This is a genomic window from Mucilaginibacter sp. P4_D1 (assembly GCF_056401935.1).
In genome coordinates this window covers 28,846-51,899 of record NZ_JBFUIJ010000028.1, presented here as the reverse complement: position 1 = coordinate 51,899, position 23,054 = coordinate 28,846, and the positions used below count along the sequence as shown (strand labels likewise).

At 42.2% G+C, this 23,054-nt stretch carries 26 protein-coding genes; 9 read left to right on the top strand and 17 right to left on the bottom strand.

Translation table 11 applies throughout. From position 1 onward, the window contains the following. Positions 1-10: 10 nt before the first annotated feature. Positions 11-673, top strand: a complete 663-nt coding sequence (locus tag AC1DV1_RS20790; RefSeq protein WP_477362794.1) for an autotransporter outer membrane beta-barrel domain-containing protein — start codon at positions 11-13, stop codon at positions 671-673. A 179-nt stretch (positions 674-852) separates the two neighbouring features. Continuing rightward, positions 853-1,428, top strand: a complete 576-nt coding sequence (locus AC1DV1_RS20785; RefSeq protein WP_477362791.1) for a YceI family protein — start codon at positions 853-855, stop codon at positions 1,426-1,428. A gap of 65 nt (positions 1,429-1,493) precedes the next feature. Here the strand turns inward: AC1DV1_RS20785 and AC1DV1_RS20780 are convergent, their stop codons facing one another. After that, on the bottom strand, positions 1,494-1,715 hold the full coding sequence (locus AC1DV1_RS20780) for a hypothetical protein (protein ID WP_477362788.1): 222 nt from the start codon (positions 1,713-1,715) through the stop codon (positions 1,494-1,496). 208 nt (positions 1,716-1,923) lie between these two features. After that, on the bottom strand, positions 1,924-2,316 hold the full coding sequence (locus AC1DV1_RS20775) for a hypothetical protein (RefSeq protein WP_477362785.1): 393 nt from the start codon (positions 2,314-2,316) through the stop codon (positions 1,924-1,926). Positions 2,317-2,432: 116 nt separating this feature from the next. Between AC1DV1_RS20775 and AC1DV1_RS20770 the strand changes: the two genes are divergently transcribed. After that, positions 2,433-3,683, top strand: a complete 1,251-nt coding sequence (locus tag AC1DV1_RS20770) for a DUF2130 domain-containing protein (RefSeq protein WP_477362782.1) — start codon at positions 2,433-2,435, stop codon at positions 3,681-3,683. An 87-nt stretch (positions 3,684-3,770) separates the two neighbouring features. On the opposite strand, the gene AC1DV1_RS20765 is transcribed toward AC1DV1_RS20770, so the two are convergent. After that, a complete protein-coding gene (locus AC1DV1_RS20765; protein WP_477362779.1) occupies positions 3,771-5,372 on the bottom strand; it encodes a PAS domain-containing protein in 1,602 nt (533 codons plus the stop codon). A gap of 213 nt (positions 5,373-5,585) precedes the next feature. Between AC1DV1_RS20765 and AC1DV1_RS20760 the strand changes: the two genes are divergently transcribed. Continuing rightward, a complete protein-coding gene (locus tag AC1DV1_RS20760) occupies positions 5,586-6,509 on the top strand; it encodes a ChbG/HpnK family deacetylase (RefSeq protein WP_477362776.1) in 924 nt (307 codons plus the stop codon). 2 nt (positions 6,510-6,511) lie between these two features. Here AC1DV1_RS20760 and AC1DV1_RS20755 read toward each other — a convergent pair whose 3' ends face one another. Continuing rightward, on the bottom strand, positions 6,512-6,724 hold the full coding sequence (locus tag AC1DV1_RS20755; RefSeq protein ID WP_477362773.1) for a hypothetical protein: 213 nt from the start codon (positions 6,722-6,724) through the stop codon (positions 6,512-6,514). Positions 6,725-6,901: 177 nt separating this feature from the next. On the opposite strand from AC1DV1_RS20755, the gene AC1DV1_RS20750 reads away from it, so the two are divergent. Continuing rightward, positions 6,902-7,909 (top strand): ABC transporter ATP-binding protein, encoded by a 1,008-nt coding sequence (locus tag AC1DV1_RS20750; protein WP_477362770.1) that lies wholly within the window; start codon positions 6,902-6,904, stop codon positions 7,907-7,909. Positions 7,910-7,987: 78 nt separating this feature from the next. On the opposite strand, the gene AC1DV1_RS20745 is transcribed toward AC1DV1_RS20750, so the two are convergent. The 6 genes from AC1DV1_RS20745 to AC1DV1_RS20720 form a co-directional block, all read right to left on the bottom strand. Then, positions 7,988-8,950 (bottom strand): EamA family transporter, encoded by a 963-nt coding sequence (locus tag AC1DV1_RS20745; RefSeq protein WP_477362767.1) that lies wholly within the window; start codon positions 8,948-8,950, stop codon positions 7,988-7,990. A 7-nt stretch (positions 8,951-8,957) separates the two neighbouring features. After that, positions 8,958-9,437 carry an Lrp/AsnC family transcriptional regulator gene (locus tag AC1DV1_RS20740; protein ID WP_477362764.1) on the bottom strand — a complete coding sequence of 160 codons (480 nt, stop codon included), beginning with the start codon at positions 9,435-9,437 and terminating at the stop codon, positions 8,958-8,960. Positions 9,438-9,750: 313 nt separating this feature from the next. Beyond that, positions 9,751-10,035, bottom strand: coding sequence for a hypothetical protein (locus tag AC1DV1_RS20735; RefSeq protein ID WP_477362761.1), 285 nt, complete (start codon positions 10,033-10,035; stop codon positions 9,751-9,753). 150 nt (positions 10,036-10,185) lie between these two features. Beyond that, complete coding sequence (locus AC1DV1_RS20730) at positions 10,186-10,398, bottom strand: hypothetical protein (RefSeq protein ID WP_477362758.1); 213 nt, start codon at positions 10,396-10,398, stop codon at positions 10,186-10,188. A 52-nt stretch (positions 10,399-10,450) separates the two neighbouring features. Next, positions 10,451-11,104, bottom strand: coding sequence for a hypothetical protein (locus AC1DV1_RS20725; RefSeq protein ID WP_477362755.1), 654 nt, complete (start codon positions 11,102-11,104; stop codon positions 10,451-10,453). Between the two features lie 10 nt (positions 11,105-11,114). Then, on the bottom strand, positions 11,115-12,374 hold the full coding sequence (locus AC1DV1_RS20720; RefSeq protein ID WP_477362752.1) for a metallophosphoesterase: 1,260 nt from the start codon (positions 12,372-12,374) through the stop codon (positions 11,115-11,117). A 688-nt stretch (positions 12,375-13,062) separates the two neighbouring features. Here AC1DV1_RS20720 and AC1DV1_RS20715 point away from each other — a divergent pair. Then, the gene (locus tag AC1DV1_RS20715; RefSeq protein ID WP_143065553.1) at positions 13,063-13,263 is read left to right on the top strand and encodes a hypothetical protein; all 201 of its coding nucleotides are present in this window, start codon (positions 13,063-13,065) and stop codon (positions 13,261-13,263) included. A 203-nt stretch (positions 13,264-13,466) separates the two neighbouring features. On the opposite strand, the gene AC1DV1_RS20710 is transcribed toward AC1DV1_RS20715, so the two are convergent. Continuing rightward, positions 13,467-14,117 carry a Pr6Pr family membrane protein gene (locus tag AC1DV1_RS20710; RefSeq protein ID WP_477362749.1) on the bottom strand — a complete coding sequence of 217 codons (651 nt, stop codon included), beginning with the start codon at positions 14,115-14,117 and terminating at the stop codon, positions 13,467-13,469. 16 nt (positions 14,118-14,133) lie between these two features. After that, positions 14,134-14,733, bottom strand: coding sequence for a hypothetical protein (locus AC1DV1_RS20705; RefSeq protein ID WP_477362746.1), 600 nt, complete (start codon positions 14,731-14,733; stop codon positions 14,134-14,136). A 206-nt stretch (positions 14,734-14,939) separates the two neighbouring features. Here AC1DV1_RS20705 and AC1DV1_RS20700 point away from each other — a divergent pair, with 206 nt between their 5' ends. Continuing rightward, complete coding sequence (locus AC1DV1_RS20700; protein ID WP_477362743.1) at positions 14,940-15,134, top strand: hypothetical protein; 195 nt, start codon at positions 14,940-14,942, stop codon at positions 15,132-15,134. A gap of 69 nt (positions 15,135-15,203) precedes the next feature. Further along, positions 15,204-15,701: a VOC family protein gene (locus AC1DV1_RS20695; RefSeq protein ID WP_477362740.1), complete on the top strand. Its 498-nt coding sequence runs from the start codon at positions 15,204-15,206 to the stop codon at positions 15,699-15,701. A 164-nt stretch (positions 15,702-15,865) separates the two neighbouring features. Here the strand turns inward: AC1DV1_RS20695 and AC1DV1_RS20690 are convergent, their stop codons facing one another. From AC1DV1_RS20690 to AC1DV1_RS20680, 3 genes are all read right to left on the bottom strand, one after another. Next, positions 15,866-16,081: a hypothetical protein gene (locus tag AC1DV1_RS20690; RefSeq protein WP_477362737.1), complete on the bottom strand. Its 216-nt coding sequence runs from the start codon at positions 16,079-16,081 to the stop codon at positions 15,866-15,868. Between the two features lie 106 nt (positions 16,082-16,187). Further along, on the bottom strand, positions 16,188-16,589 hold the full coding sequence (locus tag AC1DV1_RS20685) for a hypothetical protein (protein ID WP_477362735.1): 402 nt from the start codon (positions 16,587-16,589) through the stop codon (positions 16,188-16,190). 25 nt (positions 16,590-16,614) lie between these two features. Continuing rightward, complete coding sequence (locus AC1DV1_RS20680; RefSeq protein ID WP_477362733.1) at positions 16,615-17,187, bottom strand: RNA polymerase sigma factor; 573 nt, start codon at positions 17,185-17,187, stop codon at positions 16,615-16,617. Between the two features lie 616 nt (positions 17,188-17,803). Here AC1DV1_RS20680 and AC1DV1_RS20675 point away from each other — a divergent pair. After that, complete coding sequence (locus AC1DV1_RS20675) at positions 17,804-20,653, top strand: TolB-like translocation protein (protein ID WP_477362731.1); 2,850 nt, start codon at positions 17,804-17,806, stop codon at positions 20,651-20,653. Positions 20,654-21,045: 392 nt separating this feature from the next. Here AC1DV1_RS20675 and AC1DV1_RS20670 read toward each other — a convergent pair whose 3' ends face one another. Both AC1DV1_RS20670 and AC1DV1_RS20665 read right to left on the bottom strand, forming a co-directional pair. Next, complete coding sequence (locus AC1DV1_RS20670) at positions 21,046-21,801, bottom strand: copper homeostasis protein CutC (RefSeq protein ID WP_477362729.1); 756 nt, start codon at positions 21,799-21,801, stop codon at positions 21,046-21,048. Positions 21,802-21,933: 132 nt separating this feature from the next. Then, entirely contained in the window at positions 21,934-22,947 is a 1,014-nt protein-coding gene (locus AC1DV1_RS20665) for a glycosylasparaginase (protein WP_477362727.1), read from the bottom strand. Positions 22,948-23,054 lie beyond the last annotated feature (107 nt).

The following is a 23,054-nucleotide window of genomic DNA, read 5'->3' as shown; positions in this document are numbered from 1 at the left end:
TTATTACAATATGAAAAAAGTACTGCTTTTAATCCCTGCATTTTTACTGGCTTTTCAAATTTCAAAAGCCCAAACCGAAAAAGGCTCGCAAACATTAGGTGTCAACGTGTCTTTTCATTCTCAAAAATCGAGTAACGTTATCAATGATCCAAATTCTGGATCATCTTATAATTTAAACTCCAAATCGTCATCGTTTGGTATCGGGCCAAGCTACAGTTATTTTATTGCCAACAAGTTAGATATTGGCGTTAACTTAGGTTATGATCATATGAGTAATACGAACAGCCAGGGATCCTCGCCTTACCGTAGCCGTCAATATGATTATAGCGCACAGTTATTTTTAAGAAAATACTTCATGTATACCGATAAGATAGGTTTGCGCGCCGGTCCATATGTGGGTTATGGTAAATATAATACCAAAAACACTTATTCAGATCCTAATCAGGCAAGTGATACTTACAAAAGCGATAATTATTCTGCTGGTGCAAACCTTGCCCTCGTTTATTACCCTTCAAGAAATATTGGGATTTCGGCTTCGTTAGCTAACATAGCTTATCAGCATTCAAAAGGGAATGACGAATCCCCAAACAATTATAGCACTAATACTTTTGACGCCAGCTTTATTAGCAGTAATGTAGGCCTTTCATTATTTTATGTATTTGGCGCTAAGTAAATTACCGCCGTTTTTCCATTCTGTTAATGTATTTAGTACGCCGAAAATATTGTTTACCCCACTAAATTAGTCGTAATTTGTCATCCTAATTTAATAATTAAGTGTTTAAACATTTAATTGCTAAATATTCCAATTCTTTGTATACTTTTGGATCATAAAAAAACAAAATCTCAAGTAAAATGAAAAAAGTCTTTATCCTGTTAGCGTCGGCATTTTTGTATACTGCCGCTTMGGCACAAACAACCTGGACGGTTGACAAAGCACACTCAAATGTTAAGTTTACAGTTACCCACTTACTGGTAAATGATGTTGACGGTACTTTTAAAACTTACGATGCTACTATTGTTGCTGCAAAGCCAGATTTTAGCGATGCTAAAGTTTCGTTTACTGTACAAACAGCATCTGTAAGCACAGATAACGATTATCGTGATAATCACTTAAAATCTGCCGATTTTTTTGATGTTGCAAATAAACCAACAATTGCTTTTACAAGCACAGGTATAACAAAAACTTCTGATAAACATTATGCCGTTACCGGTAACCTTACTTTGGCAGGTGTTACCAAACCAGCTACATTTGATTTATGGTACCGTGGTACCATTCAAAACCCAATGAGCAAAGCCGATGATGCTGGTTTCCAGTTAACAGGCACAATAAAACGTGCTGATTTTGGCTTTGGTAGTAAATTTGGTTCGGCTATGTTAAGCGATGAAGTTACCATTAAAGCTAACGGCGAATTTGCTAAAGCTAAATAATTATAATATTGCTTAAAACGCTAAACGGCGTACCTGGTAAACCGGGTACGCCGTTTGCTTTTTAGTTAGTTTTTGTTGCGCTGGTATTGTACTTTAAGTTGCTGTTTTTGAAGGTAGTAGATAATGATTGTGCAAATGCCAATTGCAACCACAAGTGCGGCACCCGCTATAACGTGTATAAGTGGCACCTTGTAATTGGGGTTTATTAATGATTCGGTAACGTTGGGGATAATAAGCGCGATGAGTGGTAAACAAATAAATAACCGTAGTAGTCCGAGTTTTTTCATAATGATTAATAAATTATGTAAGCCTTTGCTACAGGTGGCCAATTAAATAGGGGCCAGGAGATAAAGGGTTTTAGTGATGGTTTGTAGTGTCAAATATGACAAATTGGTGATTCATAAAAAATACCCATAATGCGGTATTTTAACCGGATTGCTTTCAGGCAAAGCACTACATGTTTTAAGAAAAGGTGTGTTTTGGGGTAAAAGAGGCTTAGTCGGCCAGGAGTTGTTTTAAGGTATCAAACCAGAGCTGGTTTTTTGTGCCGAAAAACCTAAGATCTACAATAAGGTAAACTACTGCAGTATCATCACCTTGTTTGTAGCGCAACCTTAAGGGTTGGCAAAAAAGGCCTTTATTTCTTACTAATGATCTTTTGTAAACATCATCAAATCCAAGATATACTTGTTCAAGCTTGTTTAAGGGGATATTTAGGTAGTTATAGCCATCAATAACCAGGCTTGTTGGGGTCAATATAATTTCACCCTCACGATGGTGGGGGGGCGGAGTTAGCGAAAAAAGGGCTCCGGCTTCATCGATCAACGTAAGTGCCGCGATTTCGTAATCGTAGCTCCACAAGACCTTGCCAATTTGTAAAATTTGCATTGATGTAATGTATAAATAATAATTGATAACTGCAAGTATTACATTTTCGTTAAAATTTGGCGCTGTATAAATTCCTATATTTGAGGTGCGAAAATGTTTTTCGCGTGATAAAAAGTATGGCTACAGAAGTTAAGTGCCCCAGTTGTGGTTTTGGTTTTCCGATAGAGGAGGTGATGGCCGAGGAGTATAAAAAAGAGCTCCGGGTTAAAATGCAAGATTATACCCGCCAAAAGGAGGAGGAATACCGTAAAAAGGACGAGGAGTTTTTGAGTAAAGAGCGCCAGCAAAAAGCCGAGTTTGAACAGCGCCTGAATGCCGAGAAAAAACAGCTGCAACTGGTGTTGGAGGAAAATTTGCGCAAATCCATAAGCCAGGATTATGAAAACCAGGTGCTTATGCTTAAAAATTCGGCGCAGGAGAGCGAAGAGAAATTAAAGCTATCGCGCCAGAAAGAACTTGAATTTTTGCAGCGCGAAAAACAGCTGCAGCAAAAAGAAGAGGAAATGGAGCTTTCATTGCAACGTAAATTGCAGGAGCAACGTAATGAACTGGGCGAGCAGATTAGGCGACAGGAAGCTGAGCGGCATAGCATAAAAGATATTGAATACCAGTTAAAAGTAAAAGAACTGGAAAAACAACTTGACGACCAAAAGAAGCTTGCCGAAGAAATGAAGCGCAAAGCCGAGCAAGGATCGATGCAATTACAAGGCGAAGTGCAGGAACTGATACTGGAAGAATTACTGCGCAACTATTTTCCGTTTGATATAATAAGCGAAGTTGGTAAAGGGGTTCGCGGCGCCGATTGCGTTCAAACCGTTCGTAACCAGTTTGGGCAGGAGTGTGGTAAAATTATTTACGAAAGTAAACGCACAGCCACTTTTGGCGCCGACTGGATTGACAAACTCAAAAAAGACATGCGCAGCGTTGGTGTGGACGTAGCCGTAATTGTTACTCAATGCTACCCTAAAGGCATGGATTGTTTTGGCGAAAAAGATGGCGTTTGGATTTGTAGTTTTGATGAGGTAAAGGCCGTATCCTATATCCTGCGCGATGGTGTTATCAAATTATCAAATCTCATTAAATCGCAGGATAATAAAGGCGATAAAATGCACCTGTTGTATGATTACTTAACCAGCAGCGAGTTTTCTGAACAATGGAAAGCCATTCGGGAAGGTTATATGAGTATGCGTCTTTCTATCCAAAAAGAACGCGACGCGATGGAAAAAATGTGGAAATCGCGCGAGAAGCAGCTGGATAAAGTATTGTTAAACGCCGCGCATATTAAAGGCAGCATTGAAGGTATTGCAGGGGCAGACAGCATTCAGCTAAGCCTTACCGACGATGAGGATACTTTGTTATTGGAGTAGTGCTGGATTTGATGATTTTATAGGATTAGCAGGGTCTTTCAGTATGAGTGGTTACAGACAGGCTCAGAATGTCCGGTAAGCGTTGGTCTATAAATTGTCCAACTTAGGCATTAAATTTATCTGCTCGTTTTCTGATTTTCGGATGATACCTAAGATGATGTTATCAAGTTCATGCACGGATACTGAAATAAAATTGAGCAACTGGTCGTAATCCGTTGCATGGGTATTTTCATCAAGTAGTAAGTCAACCAGGCCAATGAGCCTGGCAACCGGGGTTCGTACCGTGTGGGCCTGGGTCCAGGCTATTTCTTTAAGTTTAATATTTTGTTTTTCGATAGCGTTAACGTGGTTTTTTGTTTGGGTAACATCGCGCTCAATCGAGATCCAATGGGTTGTTCTGCCAGTTGAATCCTTAACAGGTGATACCGATTTACTGCTCCAGAATCGTTCGCCGTTCTTTTTATAATTAATTACCTCAATCTCAAACGCTACCTGCTGATCAAAGGTGGTCAACAAATTGTTTTGAGCGACGCCGGCAACGTTGTTACCCCATAAAACATCGGTTACCATTCCAATTGTTTCCTGCTGGGTATAGCCGGTAATATTGGTAAATGCCTGGTTTACATATACTAATTTTCTTTGCTGATTTTCATTGGCTTCGGCCTCAAAAATCAAAACCGCGTCGGTGGCATATTTTAATACCGATTCGGTAAGGCGCAGCCATTGTTCTTCTTCTTTTTGGCGGGTAACATCCTGCATAGCGCCAATAACACGTATGGGTTTATCGCTTTCATCTCTTATAATTAAAGCCCTGTCAAGTATATGTTTGTACTTGCCATCGGCACATAAAAACCGGTAATCGAGCTGCAGGTGATTGCTTTTGCTTGTAAAAGCCTGGGCAAGGCCTCCGGTAACTTTTTCGGCATCATCAGGGTGAAGCTTGGTGTTCCACCAGTTGGTTACATTGGCAATTTCGCTCAATTTGTACCCGAAAACCTGGTTCATGCCATAATTGTACTGAATAGTATCGCTACTGATATCCCAATCCCAGATGGTATCACTTGTGGCCTGCGCAACGGTTTCGTACCGGTTGTTGCTTTGTTGCAGGCCATTAAAAAGTGCAGGCAAAAGTTTGGCAATAGCCGCACTCAAAACAATTAAGTTTACTGATGCCGCTATCCATGCGCCGAGGGAATATTGGAGCGTTATGCCGTTTGATAAAAGTTTTAACTGAATGCAAGCCGCTACCGAAATGCAAATAAATATGTTCATGTAAACAGTACAAAACGGGTGCTTGCCATGAAATATAAGCAAACAAACAAATGTTATAGCCAATAAATAAAGCAAGCCTGGCCCATACCACCCGAGGTAGTAGAGCAAAAATATGGCAAGCGTATACAGAAACGCAATAAAAAGTGATTTACGGGCCGGGATACTTATACCAGGTAATAATGCCACGACCCCGATAGCAACTACAATAAATGAAACGAAAATGGCAAGTGCGTAAAAATGATTTGAAATACAGACATACCCTCCGGAAATTACGGCAATGATAGCAAGCGGCAAAAAGTACGTCATTATTGCTGCAAATAATTTGTTGCTCCAATAACGCAAACCATGCAGTTGTTCGGTGTTACCTAAACAATTGCGATTAATTATGGCTTTGTAATTCTGCCAGATATTATGCATAGGTAACGTTTAAATAGGGGTATTTTTAGTGATATAAGCGTTATTATGGTTTACAAGATATTGAATTAACGCAAAATCTCAGTAAATAAATGTTGCAACCGTTGATTTTTGTGATATTTACATTTTATTATTACAATAAATGGTAATTTTTCATGTTTTTTAGATCATTTATAATTGATCTTTTGTTTTTTATACCTAAAAATCACCGATTTAATGAAAGATATACTTAAGCGGTACCTGTTTTTGTTGATGATAGTTGTTTGGTTAAGTCCCGCGATAGCGCAGAATGCTGATCAACTGCCAAAATTGTTGATAAGGCTTGACGATATAGGCATGAACCATTCTGTAAATATGGCCGCCGAAAAGATGGCTAAAACCGGCTTGCCTTTTTCCGTTTCGTTACAGTTTGCCTGCCCATGGTACCAGGAAGCCGTTGAGATTTTGAAAAAATATCCGAACGTAAGCGTAGGGGTACACTTAACCTTAACATCTGAGTGGAAAAACTACCGCTGGGGGCCGGTTACCGGGCGAACTGCAGTGCCAAGTTTAGTTGATGAAGTGGGCTATTTCCCGCATTCCATGTCATCGTTCGCCAAAAGCGGATATAAAATGGAGGAAGTAGAAACCGAGCTATCGGCACAAATTGAACGTGCATTAGCCTCGGGGCTTAAAATTACCTATATCGACCCGCACATGGGGATCGCGTTATCGACACCTGAGCTAAGGGCACTAACCGAAAAACTGGCGCACAAATATAAATTAGCCATATCAACCCTAAGTAGCGTTACCTATTTTGGAGAAACCTATATGGAAATGTGGGGCGAGCCGATAGCCACCAAGAAAAAGGTTTTTCTGAATTATGCAAGCACCAAACTTAGCCCCAACAAGACAAACCTGGTGGTTATCCATACAGCCACTGCCAGTCCCGAGATGGACGCGCTGGTGGATATGAATAGCAGCATGATGAACGGTAAAGACGGAAAACCCCTAACCAGCCTTCACCGCCAAACAGAACTAAACATGTTGCTTTCACCGGAATTCAGGGCGATGGAGGGAAAAAAATTTAAAATGATTAATTACGCTCAATTATTAGCCGGTAAAGATATAAGCATACTTAAGGCTGTTGATAATAAATAGGCTTACTTACTTTTTGATAAGGCAATTACGGCTATGCCGCCAATAATTAATGCGCCACCTAAATACGGGGGCCAGTTAACGGTTTTTTGCTTATCAACAGAAACCTGGAGCGGCCCGGCGTCAATCACCTTTTCCTTTTTGGTATAAGTAAAGCTCGTCCAGATGAGCATGATGGCACCTATAACTATAAGGGCTATACCGATGGTTTTGTTCATGGTGGTGATTTTGATGGGTTGCTGTAGTAAGAATAACTATCGGTGTAAATTGTTTGCATGCATATAAAATATAAGCTTTAGTTTTTGTTGACAGCAAACTTTTTATAGCTTAGGTGCTTTATTAAGTCACTATTATTTGCCTTTAGCAAAATTTTAAGCGATAAAAAGTACACAGGAATGCAAGATGATTTGATACTTGAAACCATATCTGTTACCAAAAACTTTTTTGGCGATAAATCAACCGGGGTAAACAATATAACCATATTTGTGCCCAAGGGTAAGATAACCGCGATAGTTGGCGAAAGCGGCAGTGGTAAAACCACGCTCCTTAACTTATTGTTTGGCACCCTACAGCCAGATCATGGCGAGGTTTTTTTTAAGGAAGAAAGGGTATTAAGCCGCGAGCATGGGATACAACATGCCCACAAGGTAATGCGGATGGTTACCCAAAATGGTGTTGATATGAACCCCAAATCGTCTGTTTGGGAAACTGTACGTGATGGAATGCCTCCCGAAGACCGTAGCCATGAAATAAAGTTGGTCACTGAAGCTCTTAATATGCTTAATATTTACCCGCTGAGGGATTACCCTTTTGGCAAACTAAGTGGTGGCGAAAAACAGCGTGTTACTATAGCCAAAGCCCTTATAAGCCGGCCGCAAGTATTGCTGCTTGACGAGCCGTTTAACCAGGTTGACGCCTATTACCGGGAAGCCCTGCAGCACGATATCAGGCAGATTGTGAGGGAGTGGAAGACAACAGTGGTGCTGGTATCTCATGATCCGGCAGAGATACTATCAATGGCAGACGAACTTATTGTAATAAAAGAAGGCGAAATTGTTGAACACGGCCCGCCTGATAAATTATACCACTCGCCTAAATTGCTGTATACTTCGCAAATACTGGCCAGTAGCAGTATGCTTACATCAACCCAGGCTAAAGTTTGCGGCATTAAAAGTAAGCGCAGTATTGTTGTTGTATATGCCGAGCATGTGAAAATTGCAACCATCGGCAAAAGATGGCTCATCAAAATGATCCTATTCAAAGGTTTTTTTGAAGAATTGATCATCGATAATAACGATGTTACCCTCAGAGTAATGAACTACAACAGGGGGAAATATAAAGTAGGCAGCAAGGTGAGCATTAAAATAACCAGGTACTTTGAGTTTGGGAAATGGGAAAATTAGAGTCAAGAATTAAGATTCAAGAAACAAGATAAACATCAATTCTTGGCTCTTAGTTCTTGACTCTAATTCTCGAATGTACTATTCAACCAAAATTGCTTCCTGTTCCACGGCTTTCTCTTTCCTGTACTTGCTCAAATTAATTAGCAGCACGCTTGCTAATATAACCATCAGGCCGGTTACCTGTATCAGGGTAACGCCTTCGTGGGCAAAAAGCACACCTAATATCACGGCGATAACCGGGTTAACGTAAGCGTAAGTGCCAACTTGTGTTGCAGGGCGTACCTGCAATAGCCAAACATAGGCACTAAATGCACCTATGGATCCAAAAATTATTAGATACAACAATGCATACCAGCTATGTGCCGGGATAGCGCTCCAGTTAAGCGACTGAACTTCGTGGTGAAGAAAAGTTGATGGTATAAATACAATGCCTGCAATAATCATTTGCCATGCCGTGTTTACCGCTGCGGAACCTTGGGTATTGTAATGTTTTGAATAAAGCGAGCCCGACGCCCAGCCCAATGTGCCTATAATTAATAAAAGCATTCCCGGCAGCTTTGATGGGCCAGACGCTGGCCCCATCATGCTTTCTATCTGCTCGCTAAACAATAATATTACCCCTGCAAAGCCGATTATAAGGCCAATAATAGTGCTTTTGTTTTTAAAATTGGTGCGCCAGTTTGGTTTATCCAGCAATACAAACCAAATGGGTGGCGATGATACCATAATGGCAACCATAGCACTCGGCAGGGTTTGCTCAACCCATATTACAACGCCGTTACCAATTACCAGCAACAAAAATCCGCTCACCGCCGCATGAATCATATTGCGCTTTACAAAAATCCGCTCGCCTTTAATGGCACTCCAAATAAGCAACAAAGCGCCTGCCGTAAAAAAGCGGAGTACGCCCAGTAAAAACGGGGGGAAGCCATCCACCGCCATCTTTATAAAAAAATAGGTAGAACCCCAAACCAGGTAAACTGTAGCAAAAGCTACAATAACCAATAGGGGCGAAGCAGATTTTTGTGAAGAAGAGGCCATGATATATTTATTTTTCGGGTATAACTAATTGTTGTTGCTCTTTCACGGTTTCGAGCACTATGGTGGTACGCGTGTTCAAAATATGTGGGATTTTGCTAAAGTGCGTACGCATAAGGTGCATCAACGATGCCGAATCATAAGTGCGTACCTTAATAAGGTAACAATCATCGCCGGCTATATGGTGTACCTCCTGTACTTCGGGTATTTTGGCAAGCTCCTGCGTGGTTTTATCAGAGCCTGGTCCGTCGGCCGCTTTCATAAAAATAAAAGCCAGTAATTTTTGCTGTAAGGCAACGGGGTTTATTTTGGTTACATATTGCTGGATAACATTTTTTTGTTCCAGCTTTTTCACCCGTTCCAATATACCCGATGGTGCCATTCCAAGCTCGCGTGCCAGGTCGGCGTTTGATATGCGGGCGTTATCCTGCATCAATCGTAATATCTGCAGGTCTGTTTTGTCCAAAACGATGTCTGTTTCGTTAATCATACGGTAATATTACTAATTGTCAGAATTAAATTCGATAATTAATTGTAAAAATGAATTTAATTCGACAAAAGTGTGGTTTTGGAGGTGTGATAGATAGGGGTTAATAAATGGGGATATTTTATAAAACACAGTCCAATATTATGGTAATGCTCGTTTTATAGAGGTAATTGCAAACCTAAGCTCTTAATTCTGGGTTCTTGATTCTTGGCTCTTCTCGCTGGGGCAAAAAAGCAAACCCCTATCAAACGTATGACAGAGGTCGCTTACAAGGTTAAGGTATAAAAATGAAGGTTTAGGCTTTTTGTTAGTTATTTTAGGCGGAAAGACTTAACAATCTGTCAGATTCTGTTTCATCAAAAACAGTACGCAGATATTTAAGACCACCTTTAGTTATTGCTGTAAGCAACCTGAATTTATTGCCTTGTTCATCAAGAACATAAGCCATTCCGTTATCATTTATCCAATCGAAGAGTACATCCCTGGTAGTGATGCCGCGGTTTTGAGTATGATCATCAATCCACATTAACGAGTTGATAGCCAGATAGGGGTTATCATGCACATCGTTGGTTCTGTGAACACCGATTATTTGTAGGGGCATCGTTAGTTAATTTCAGGGGTTAACGATGTTAAATCTCCGAAATTTAACAGTGGCTGTCAATCCGTGAAAACACTGTATTTGACCCCGTTAAAATACGGGGTCGAAAAGTTGTATCAGGCCTTTGTAATATGAAAATAAATGTTATAGTAGTTAAATTTTAATAACCTTATTGCGCTTATCATCAGGCTGTTTGTGCTTGTCGGGCTTTGGTATATTTTTAACTATAGTAATGAGGGCGCTTGCGATAAGCCCGGTAGCCTTTAAGCCAAAATGTACAAAAGGCTTCATTATTTCCCATGTACTGTGTACGGGTTTTACTTCTGTGTTGCCTTTGCCTATCTGTTTTACGTTAGATGTTGCCATGGTTTTATATTTTATAGATATGACATAACAGGTATAAAAACCTTGCCAGAAATCAGGAAGCCCAATCCATATCGCATAATACAACAAACCAGTTTCCTTTTTTCTTCTCCAGGAAAATATCATAGCCCTGGGCTACAACCAACCCGCCGCGTTTTTCAATGTAGGCAAAGGCCTTGGTCCTATCCTGATTGAAAAATACTGCCGACATCCTGAACATTCCCGCGTTGAAGAAAACCGCTGGCAATTTTTTTCGCTGGTTATACAGTGTATATTCGTAATTATGAGTGAAAGCCAAATTTTTCAATTGTAATAGGCCAGGTTTTTCATCTATGATCACTTCAGGGGCCCAACTATCTACCAGCATATTTTTAACCATATTCTTATCATCCCGATGGCGGCTTTTTGCTTGTTTTTTTAGATAATCTTCCGGTATCCTTATCAAGGTATCTGCAATAAAAACATACAGCCTGGCGGTATCTAACTGTTTTTTTAGCTGTTCGATGTTATCCGTTTCGGATGCGGGAAATTTGTATTTAATTAAGTGTGCTTTTAAAACACTGTCTGAAGGCATAATGTAATTAAAGGCAAGCGTTGTAATCTCGGCTTCGTCTGATGGGACATATAATTTATTAACCAAATGCGGTTTGGGATGCCTGCACGAATCAAAAATCAGTAGTACCAAAATCAATTGCAGTAACTTGTTCATATCGATATGGCTAAGCTGTAACCTTTTTCTTCAACTCAATTACAGTAACTTCGGGCCAGATACCAAGCCTGCCGCTAAAGGCCAGGAAACCAAAGCCCCGGTTTACGTATAAATAACGTTGGTTTTGGTTGGCCAGGCCGGCCCAGTCGAGGTATGTGTATTTAACCGGGCTCCATTTAAAGCCAGGTATCTCCACACCAAATTGCGCACCATGCGTATGGCCGGATAGGGTGAGATGGATATTGGCAGGGTTATACCGCACATGATCTTCCCAGTGGGTAGGGTCGTGCGATAGCAACACCTTAAATGCATCTTTGGGTACACCGCTAAGCGCTTTATTTAAATCGCCCATTTGTATAAAACCACGGCCCCAGTTTTGCACTCCGATGAGCGAGAGCTGCTGGCCATCTTTTTTAATGGTGACATTCTCGTTAAGCAGCAAACGGTAACCCAGAGTTTTATGGTGCTGTTTCAAGGTTTCCAGGTTGGCAGCTTTAGCTTCGGGGCTTTTCCATTCAATATAATCGCCATAGTCATGATTACCCAAAATAGAAAACTGGCCGTAAGGCGCTTTTATCGATCCAAACCTATCTAAATAAGGCTCAATTTCTGTGGCGGCATTATTTACCAGGTCGCCGGTAAAAACAAACAGATCGCTTTTTTGCGCTTTGGCCATATCTATTCCCTTTTGCATGGCCGCTATATTATCAAAACTACCCGAATGGATATCGGATAGTTGGGTTATGGTAAAGCCATCAAAGGCGGCAGGCAAATCATCAAAATAAAGGGTGGCTTTATGTAAGCGATAATCATATTTCCCCTTCAGCATAGCATAAAAAAAAGAGGTAAAGGGTATTGCAGCTACCAGCACGGCTACTTCACTAATGAATTTTCGGCGGGCCGGCAATACTGGTTTATCTTTGACTTGTTTGGTTAGTTTAAATAAGCCTGTCAGTAACCTTCCTATATCGCCCAAAAACAAAACAAGTATAAAAAACAGTTTAGTAATTAAAAAAGTAAGGAACAGGCTCAATATCCATTCATGGAAAGGCCGCATACCGCCAACGGTTTTAAAAGCAGGCAGGCCGATTACGAGTAAAACTGTAACGCCTACCGAAATCAGCAGGTATCCCCATAAAACTATTTTTTGCCAAAGCCGGGAGCGCCAGCCGGCAATTAATGTTTTTAACCCGGAAAACACATACCAGTCAAACAACAAACTAATTGCAGGTATAACCAGGAAAACTTTCAGAAGACCGTTGCCGTGCATAAATAGAAGAAAAAGGAACCTATGAGACGAAGTGTAGGTGATCAAAATTGATGAACCCTAATTTACATAAATTAATGCAATTTCACAAATTCAATGCTTGCAGTAAACAACATCGACCCCGCTTTTATTTGTGGGTAATCAGTACAAATTTACGCGCTTCCTTTTATATTTCAAACTACCCTTTTTTCATGCACAAATAGTTAAAAATATGGCAATAGATACACACTTTTTAGCAATAAATGCACTGTTTATTGATACAAAAACTACAAATATTTACACAAAAATAGACTGAAGTTTTTTTGCGTAAAAATTCAAAAAAGACAGCCAAAAAATTGGGTATCTTAAGTTTTAAAGCCGCCAGGTTCGCCACCACTTCGTCGTTGTTGTTGAGGGGAAATTAAACCAGGCGGCCAAAACAATTTAAAGTGGTTAGCCATACTACCTGTCCAAAAAACATAAAAAAATTATTTGATAAAATATTAGCGCTTTTCAATCGTCATCATACTAAAGGGCGACCGGCTACATGCTATTTGTTAAACAATGTTAAAGCTTTTGAGGAGCAACAATAGATAGGGTTTTTAAGGCGTTTTATAAAAGTTAATCAAATGATTAATTTTTGACTTTAAACAAACACAGCATTAGCAACAAAGAATTATTTTTGAAATATCAATTAAAACAAACAACTACCATGGCAATATTAACAATCCAAATCCCCGACACCGAAGTAACCACGCTATCAACCATTGTTGAGCGCATTGCAGGCAGCATTTTAAAAGTAAACGCCGACGAAGACGTTTATACCAACGATTGCTTACAGAAAGAAGAAGATCATTTTATAAAAAGTAAACTGGCCACATCGTTCCCGTTTAACCATTTATGGAACGATTAAACCCATAACAATTTGATATCCTGTTAATACGCCATAAGGGAAAGCCCAAAGCCGAATGCTTAAAGCCCAAAGCTTTCCCGCAAAAAACAGCGCCGGATTTGAAAAACCCGGCGCTTTTTTTGTTTTTAATAATAATGTGTAATCGCGGCGCTATGTGCCACAATAGGTTTTGATAGTACATTACTCGGTTAAACCGTAAGTTATTATTGAAATGATTTTGCTGCCAGCCTGTTGTTTAGCATCAGAAATACGCATCCGAATAGTAAAAAAGCCACCATCACAAAAAAAGAATTGATAGCCACTTGCTGATAGCCCAGGTTATCGGCATCTACAAAAGGGTAGGGGTAAAAATGGAAAATTGCCCCGCGAATAAGTACATAAACAAGGTATAATAACGGGTACCACAACCAACCCGCAGCCTGCCGCCACGATAGTTTTGTTTTAGGTGCAAAAAACAACCAGAAGGCGACGAAAGCTATAGGGTTAAATACATGGGTAAGTTCGTTGGTTAGTGCAAACAAGCCCTTTAAATGTACAATACTACGTAATACAGTGTTGAAAATTAGGCCCACTATGGTGATGTAGAGCGCTACAGCCGTGATTACACTACCGCTGCCAAAGATTTTTTTAAATGCCGAAACCTTATTTAAAAGAACAGCAATAAGGCAAAGCCCAACCAGTATGTTACTTAGTACCGTAAAAAAACTAATAATTTGCACTACGGCGCCACCAAATGTTCRGCCCTGTTGTACATAGGCGGCTGTGGAGATGTAAAATTGCAAAATGACAGAAAACCAAACGATCAGCGCTAACGATATGGCGTATATGAATGCCGGTTTACTTAGTTTTTGCATAATCATGGGTTCAGTTTTATCGCTTGTTAACGCTGTCTAACATTACTTGTAACGAATGGTTGTTTTTACGCACACTTTCAATTACACCGACATTTGTTTTTACGAACGAGACTAGGTTATCCGAGGGCCCATCGGCCCTGATCACCTTGTTGGCTTTCATGTTACGGAACAATGCCTGCGATGTGCGTATAATTCCCCATGGTAAACCCCACCAGCCCATTAAGGCAGTTGCCGAGGTAGCACGTTGGTTGGCTTGTTGCAGGCATGACGGGCAGGCAATCATGAACTTTTTTTTGTACTGTGTTAGTATAATAAAGCTTTTAACGCTGCCAATTACAATAGCGTTTAGCGGTTGGGCCGTACTGCTGCAAACCGGGCATGGCTGGCTGCGGATAAGCGAGATATAGCTATCAATGGCTAAACTACCCGGAGTAGCAAGCTGCACATTTACGCCGTTCATAATGCCCTCATCGAGCCCGCGGCTTTTTATTTCGGCTTTTAGTATATCTAACGCTTCGGGCCTTAAGCTTGCGGCTTCGGTTATGGCAAGGCGGGTAAGCTTATCATCGCTTAAGTTTTTGTAAGTGGTTTTTAACTGTTCAATATCGGGTTGCATGGCAATAAATGTAAATAAAAGAAATTAATACGCGGCCTGATATTTAATAAGTTCGGAGGCTGATTGAATACCTGCGGGCAGTGAAATATTGCTGCAAAATATTTTTTATTGTGTTATGTTAACAATAAAGCAACCGTAACAGATTGTTGAACGTAAACATGGATAATATGAGGGGTTACGTTAATATACCAAAAACGATAAACTGCATGTTTTGTAAAACATGCGGTGCGCGCCCGGTTATTGAACTGGCGCCAGAAGGGCTTTACGTGGTTAAATGCCCTAACGATGACGGCCATTATCAAACCCGTATGGGTTTAATAGATATTGACGACTGGAACAGGAATAATACGGTTAATGTTGTTCCCGAAACCGAGTTTAATCACCAATATTTGTTTAAGTAATATTTCTGTGATTTGGTCTTAGTGTTATATAAACACATATCTTTAGGTTTTTAAACCAAAAAACTTAAAATGAGCCCTTTACTCAATCTTAATACCCGTAAACCGGGTAAGCTTAAATTAATATGTTTAATTGCCGCCCTTGTGTTACCGGGCTTTTGCTTTGCCCAATCGGGTACCGATGCCGTACCGGTGGTTGATCATATTGCCATCTGCGTAAAAGACCTTAAAAAAAGCGTAGCTTTTTATACCGATGTAATGCACCTGCGCAAGGTAGGTAACCCTTTTAAAGATACTGTGCACCAATGGTACAGCCTGGGCAACGGGGTAAAATTACATGCCATCCAGGGCGACTGCGCCGGCGTACACCCAATAGCCGAGCATTTGTGTTTTTCGGTAGGGTCGGTTCATGAGTTTGCCAAAGTTTTAGACAGTTATAATATTAAATACAGCAACTGGAAAGGTGATAGTAAAGAGCCAACCTTAAGGGCCGACGGCGTGCTGCAACTTTATTTCCAGGATCCGGATGGTTATTGGATCGAGATTAACAGCCCGGCACCGAAGAAGTAAGCTAAGGAGGTTGTACGTTTTACGTGATACGTTTTACGTTTTTGGGTTTATAACAACTACGTATCACGTAAAACGTACAACGTTATCAGTAGTGTAGGTTTTACGTTTTTTGTTCGGCTGTATAAGAGCTACGTATAACGTAAAACGTCACACGTACAACGTTATCAGTATTCCAGCTCCTGGCAATTTATCCCGGCGCCTATCAATAGCCTTTCGATGTAGCGGGGCGAAAGGTTTTCGGCCTCGATGCGTAGTATATTATCGCAGTCTTCCAGGTCGAAATTCCAATGGGCGATAGCCGGAATTTTGGTAAGCAAAGTGGTTACTTTGTTTACCTGCCTTTTTTCTTTAACGCTTGTTGAAAATACCAGGATGTTCATGTTTTAGTATCAAGTAGTTAGTATCAAGTATCAAGATTTTTTGGAGGATGGTTGTGGTAAGTAGTTTCATTTTTGAAACTACTTACCACAACCATTCAACCACTCACTATTCTCCTTTTTCTTCTGTCGATGCAAAATCATCCCATGGGCGGCGTCCAAATCCTCCGTGGCCGTGATGGTCCCAGTTGCACATGCGATCTTTTATTTTCGCTTTGAATTTTTCCTTTTCTTCGGGGCTCATGTTTTTAAAACGTTCTTCCATACGTTTGCGCATCCAGGGCGAGCCTCCGCGGGCCCATCCCGGCTTACTGCCTTTACCAAAACCAAACAGTATTTTGCATAGTATAAATATGCCCATGGCCTGCCAAAAGGTTATTACACCTACATGTAATATAACCGGTAGTAGATTGTTCCATAACTGCATCACCACAAAACTGATGAGCGCCAGGATGGCGGCCGCTCCTATAGGGAACAGTATAAACCGCGCTTTATAAAATGATCTTTTCATTATCTTTTAATGTTTTAAATTCTTTTTAATATTCTGTTATTTCAAGGTATAACTGTTTAAGCCTTTTGCGCAGGTGCAGCACAGCGTAACGCTTGCGCGATACCAGGGTGTTGATGTTTTGGCCGGTGCGGGTAGCTATCTCCTCAAACGGTACATCATCAAGCTCATGCCAAATAAAAACCTGTTTCTGTTCTTCGGGCAGTTCATCCAGCGCCAAAAATAATTCGTCCCAAAACAGGTTGCGCAGGTATTCAGTTTCGGGTGTACTGGTTTCGGCAAACAGGATCGATTTAAAATTATCGGTATCCTCTTCATCGTCGTCGGTAGCCAGCATATCATCCAGCAGGGTTTCTGTCTTTTTTTTATGCTTATCCGTTATTTTGTTGCGGGCCACACGGTACAGCCACGCGCTTGTTTGCTCAATAGGCTCCGAGTTGATAACCGAACTAAACTGGTACCACACATCCTGCAGAATGTCTTCGGCATCGGCATCGTTGTTTACCCGCCGCCTTATAAAACTCAACAGGCTTTTACCATACGCTTTAATGGTATGTATAATATGACTGTTTTTGTCTTCGGGCATTACGGCTGTTATCAATTTATTATTCCTTTAAAGGTACAGACGATTGATGATTGAAAACATTTTAAATTATTTGAAAAAAGATTTTTAGAGGGAACAAGGACTTTTGGACAAAAGAGCAAGGATTTTGGAGAACGGAGTTTTGGAAAAAAGATAGTTTTTGGCTAAACGAAACCGTTCGTGTTCCCTTCCCGTCGGCAGCGGAGTTTCGGGTGAAAGCGGGCAGAACTATGGTGGGCAGTGCAGTGGCAGGGCGTAGCAAGTTCTGCAAAAGGGTGGGGATAGAGCGGGCGAAGCGGGGCAAATAATTGCAGCCCCGGTTCTGGCCGATTTGTCCCGATTAAAATCGGGATGCGGCAAAGAAGCAATACTGCCGACTTGAATTATTCGCTGTTGTTTGTTTTTTTCTGGCGCTCATTATCTCGCTATGCTCGGTCTTGGTTACTTTGTTTCAATACAAAGTAACAGCCCTCCCGCGGCAACTGAGCGGGCCAATGCTGATCGATTAACACTAATTTAAATAGTACCTGAAATATTCGAAGTGCAAAGCCCGCGATTGCCTCTTTCTTCGGCACGTACCCAACCCCAATAAATTATTGCTTAAATTACAAAATCTACCTACTTTCAACCCTTAATGAACAAACGCCCATCTGCTTATAAAATATTGCCCAAATTGCTGGCGCCATTGCTGTTTACAATAGCAACTACTGCCACAGCCCAGGAGTTTGGGGGCAATCCGCCATCCATCAAATGGAAGCAGGTAAATACGCCGGCAGCTAAAGTTATTTTTCCGTACGGCATGGATACCGCGGCGTTTAATGTGGCCAATATTGTGCAGCAAATGAACGGGCTGATAAAACCTACTATAGGTAATAGGCAACGGCAAATTAGCATTGTGTTACAAAACCAAACTACGATATCAAACGCGTATGTAGGTTTGGCGCCCTTCAGGAGCGAGTTTTTTTTAACACCCGAGCAAAATAGCTTTGATATAGGCAGCCTGCCCTGGCAACAGCAACTGGCCATACACGAGTTTAGGCATGTGCAGCAATACAACAATTTCAACGTAGGTTTATCCCGTTTTCTGCACATACTTTTTGGCGAAGGCGGGCAGGCCCTGGGTAACGATCTATCGGTACCCAACTGGTTTTTTGAGGGCGACGCCGTATTTAACGAAACCCACGTAAGCCGGCAGGGCAGGGGGCGCCTGCCATACTTTTTTAATGGTTACCGTGCCTTGTGGGCAGCGGGTAAAAATTACAGCTACATGAAGCTGCGCAACGGATCGTACCGCGATTATACGCCCGATCATTACCCGCTGGGCTATATGCTGGTTTCGTACGGCCGGGATAAATATGGTGCCGACATCTGGAAAAATATCACACATGATGCGGCGGGTTTTTATACGGGTTTATATCCATTTCAAAATGCTGTAAAAAAATATACGGGTACCAGCTTTAAAGCATTTGCAAACCAGGGACTGGATTATTTTAAAGGACAGTTTGCGGCAGATATGCAAAATCAGCCTGCGAAGGCGGTATCACCCAGGCACTTTGATGCCGATAGGGAGTACCCGGCTTTTGTAAACGACAGCACGCTCATATACATGAAGAGCAGTTACGATCATGTGCCGGCCTTTGTAGTTAAAACAGGGGATAGCGAGCGTAAAATAAGTACACGTTCTTACTCGCTCGATAATTATTTTGATTACCGCAACGGTAAGGTAGTTTATGCTACCTATCGCCCCGATGTCCGCTGGGGATACCGTGATTACAGCGAACTGATGCTGTTGGATGTAAATACCGGCCGGGAGCAGCGCATTACCGCAAAGGCTAAATATTTTGCGCCTGCTTTTAATGCCGGGGGCAACAATATTGTAGCGGTGCGGGTTGGTCCGTCGGGAAAAAGTGAACTGCATATTTTGAATGCCGAAGGCAATTTGCTGAAGGTTGTGCCCAACCCGGAAAAGCTGTTTTACACGTATCCTAAGTTTTATAAAAGCGACCAACTGCTTTCGGCAGTGCGCAATCCCGAAGGCAAAATGACCTTGGCTCTGATCGATATAGCCACAGGTGATGCCAAATATTTACTGCCTTTTACTTTTAAGCCGATAGGTTTTACAGCGCTAAAAGGCGATACGGCATACTTTTCGACAGTGGTAGAGCGGCAGGACAGGCTGTTTGCCTTAATGATTGGCGCTAATAAACTTTACGAGTTATTGCCAATGGCTAATGATGCTACGATAGGCAGTTATCAGCCGGCCGTCGCCGATCATAAAATGGCCTGGGTTGGTTTTACCGCAACCGGCTACCAGATAACCGAGGCTAACCGCAAAGAACTGAAATGGATTGATGCGGGCGATTTATATGCCAATAGCAATTTGCCCCTAATGGGGATACATGCGCTTGAAAAAGACAGCTCGGCCAATATGCTGGCACGGGTTGATGATAAACAATTGCCGGTTTCCAAATATTCAAAACTGCATGGCCTGTTCAATTTTCATAGCCTGATCCCCAACATCAGCGACCCTAATTATTCGGTGGCTATCGTGGGCGAAAACGTTTTGAATACATTTCAATCGCAGGTGTCTTTCAATTACAATACCAACGAAGGTTACAAAGAGTTCAGTTTTGATGCCATATATGGCGCGCTGTTCCCGTACCTATCTGCCGGTGCCGATTATACTTTAGATAGGCGTGGCTTTGCCAAAGGCCACTACGTGTATTGGAACGAAACCCAGCTACATGGCGGCTTACAGGTGCCACTCAATTTTTCGCAAGGCAAAAACTTTACCGGCCTCACCATTGGCAGCGACCTGTATTTTAACCGAACCAGTTTCCAGCAGCCCTACGCCACGCAGTATGCCGATAGGAGCTATACCTACCTCAATAACTACATATCGTTTAACAATCAAACCCAAAGGGCCCGCAAAAATATTTACCCGGCCTTTGCGCAAAGCATTAGCGTAAATTATAAAGCTACAATTGCCGGCGCAAGTGCCACACAATTGTTGGCTACAGGCTCGTTTTACTTCCCGGGCCTGGTTACCAATCATAGCTTTGTGGTTAGCCTGGCGCACCAGCAAAAGGGTAAGGATGATGTTATTAGCTTTTCTAACGATTTTCCTTTCAGCAAAGGCTACACTGCCCAAAACCTGGAGGATATGAACAAACTGGGCTTAACCTACCATTTCCCGGTAGCCTATCCCGATGGAGGTTTTGGCAATTTGGTTTACCTGCTGCGCCTGCGCGGGGCTTTGTTTTTTGATTACACCCATGCCACCGCCAATAATTTTTACACCGATGGCAGCAGTTTTAAACAAAATTTCCGCTCAGCCGGCGGAACGCTTTTTTTTGATACCAAATTTTTTAACCAAAACAGCATCTCGTTCGGTATCAGGTACAGCCGTTTACTGGATGAAGATTTTTTTGGGGGAACCGGGAGAAACAGGATAGAGCTGGTATTACCGGTGACGTTTTTTTAGAGGGGGAAGATTGATAATAGTGATATAAGGTAACACAAAGCAGGGCCATGTGCGATTCCCTCCCTCGGGATATTGTGTGTACACAGTTTTTTTACTAAAAGAAAATGTCATTTCGATAGAGCAAGGGAGGGCAAAGAGCGGAAGCGCGAAAGAGAAATCTTATACGCCTTGCATCGCAAAAAGCCTATCGGATTGCAGGGCGTATAAGATTTCTCCTCACCCCACCGCTCAAATCCACCTCCGATTCGTTCGAAATGACACCGTTTTTGTTTATTGATAAGCTTCTAAGATGTGTACGCACAAAGTAGCTCCCGAGGGAGGGAACCGCACTTGCCCGGGCTCATTTAGCTGCAAATAAAGGCGTTATTATGGTATTGTCTTGCCTCTTGATTCTAATTCCCATTCGCCAGTTTAATCAACTTTTTCACCCTTTCAACACCGGTAACATCGGTAGTATATTCATCACCGGGGGCGTCGCTCATCAAAATATGATCGTTATGATATTCCATTTTGCTATGAACGGGTATTCGTGCTGATGAGTGCACCTCGGTTACTTTGGTAAAACGCACCAGGTCGGCAACGTTGGCTTCGTTTACACCGGCGCCGGGCATAATGCTGATGCGGCCGGCAGCCTTTTCTACCAGGTGATTTAAAACGGTAACACCTTCCATCGCTGTGCTTTTACCGCCCGAGGTAAGGATCCTGTCGCAGCCTATTTCAATAATATCTTCCAGCGCCTTATAGTGGTCTTTACACATGTCAAAAGCCCGGTGAAAGGTAACTCCCAGTCCCCATTGTTTGGCAAGGCGCACCATTTCAATACAGCGCTCTTTATCTATGGTACCATCGGCATGCAGGATACCGATAACCACTCCATCGCAGCCAACATCAATACAATAACGAATATCGGCCATCATGATATCATATTCCAGGTTGGTATACAAAAAATCGCCGGCGCGGGGCCTTATCAATACAAAAAGTTTGATATGCAGTAGCTTACGGGCCATTAGTATTTGCCCGTGCGATGGGGTAGTACCGCCTTCTTTCAGGTTTTCGCAAAGCTCAACACGGGTAGCGCCGCCTTCCTGTGCAGCCACAGCCGATGTAACCGAATTAGCGCAAACTTCGAGAGAAACTTTATTGGTCATTTTGAGGTTCGTATTTTCTGGTTCGAGTTTTCTGGTTCGGGGTTCGGGTTGCCGGGTTCGGGATTGTATAGTCATCAACCATTGCGGTTTAAGCTCCCGATCCTCGCACCCCGATCCCCGAACTCCGAACCTCTATTTATAATAGCTTTTACCTGGTATTAATAAATCCTGTTGTTTGGCATCACACACCGCGAACGAGAAACCGCTTTGGATGGCATAGGCACCATATTCGCCCTTTTTATTGATAGCTAAAAAGCCAACCTGTATTTGTTTGGCTGTTTCGGGTTTCTTTTTGATGATGCGGTGCACGGCTTCTTTACAGGCATCCTCGGGCGATAGGCCCTGGCGCATCAGTTCAACTACCAAAAAGCTGCCTACGTTACGTATCACTTCTTCGCCTACACCTGTTGATGTGGCGCCGCCAACTTCATTATCCACATACAATCCCGCGCCAATGATGGGGCTATCGCCTACACGGCCATGCATTTTAAAAGCCATGCCGCTGGTGGTACAACCGCCGGATATATTGCCTTTGGCATCAATAGCCAGCATGCCAATTGTATCGTGGTTGTATTTACCGCCGGGGCGGTTGCTGCCGTTCTCTATATTCATCACCGGGCTGTATTTGGCGGTTTTAAGCCATTCTTTCCAGGCTGCTTCGGCCTTTGGGGTTAATAGCTTTTCCTTCTTCATACCCTGCTCAACGGCAAATTGGGTAGCACCTTCGCCAACCAGCATTACGTGGGGTGTTCTTTCCATCACCATACGCGCAACAGATATAGGGTGCGCTATATTTTCCATCGCCGCAACAGACCCACAGTTGCCCAGCTCATCCATAATACATGAATCCAGCGTAACGTGGCCATCACGATCGGGCGTTCCGGTACGTCCAACGGTGCCGTTGGTTATGTCCAGTTCTTCGGGTACGCGTGCACCCGCTTCAATTGCATCCAGCGCACGGCCGCCTTTTTCGAGGGTTTTCCAGGCCTCCTTGTTGGCTAAAATTCCAAAATCCCAGGTGGATATCACAATAGGGAAATTAGCTTCGGCTTTTAATGAAACGGTTTTTGCTATAGCTGACTTTGAAAGCGCTGCTAAAGAGGCACCTGCAGCTGATATTTTGATGAACTTACGGCGATTGTACATATCGCTAATATAGCTAAAACATGCAAAAAGTAAAGAGCCTCGCCTAAATCCTCGCCAAAGGAAAGCCTCACCTAAATCCTCTCCAAAGGAGAGGACTTTAAAAGAAT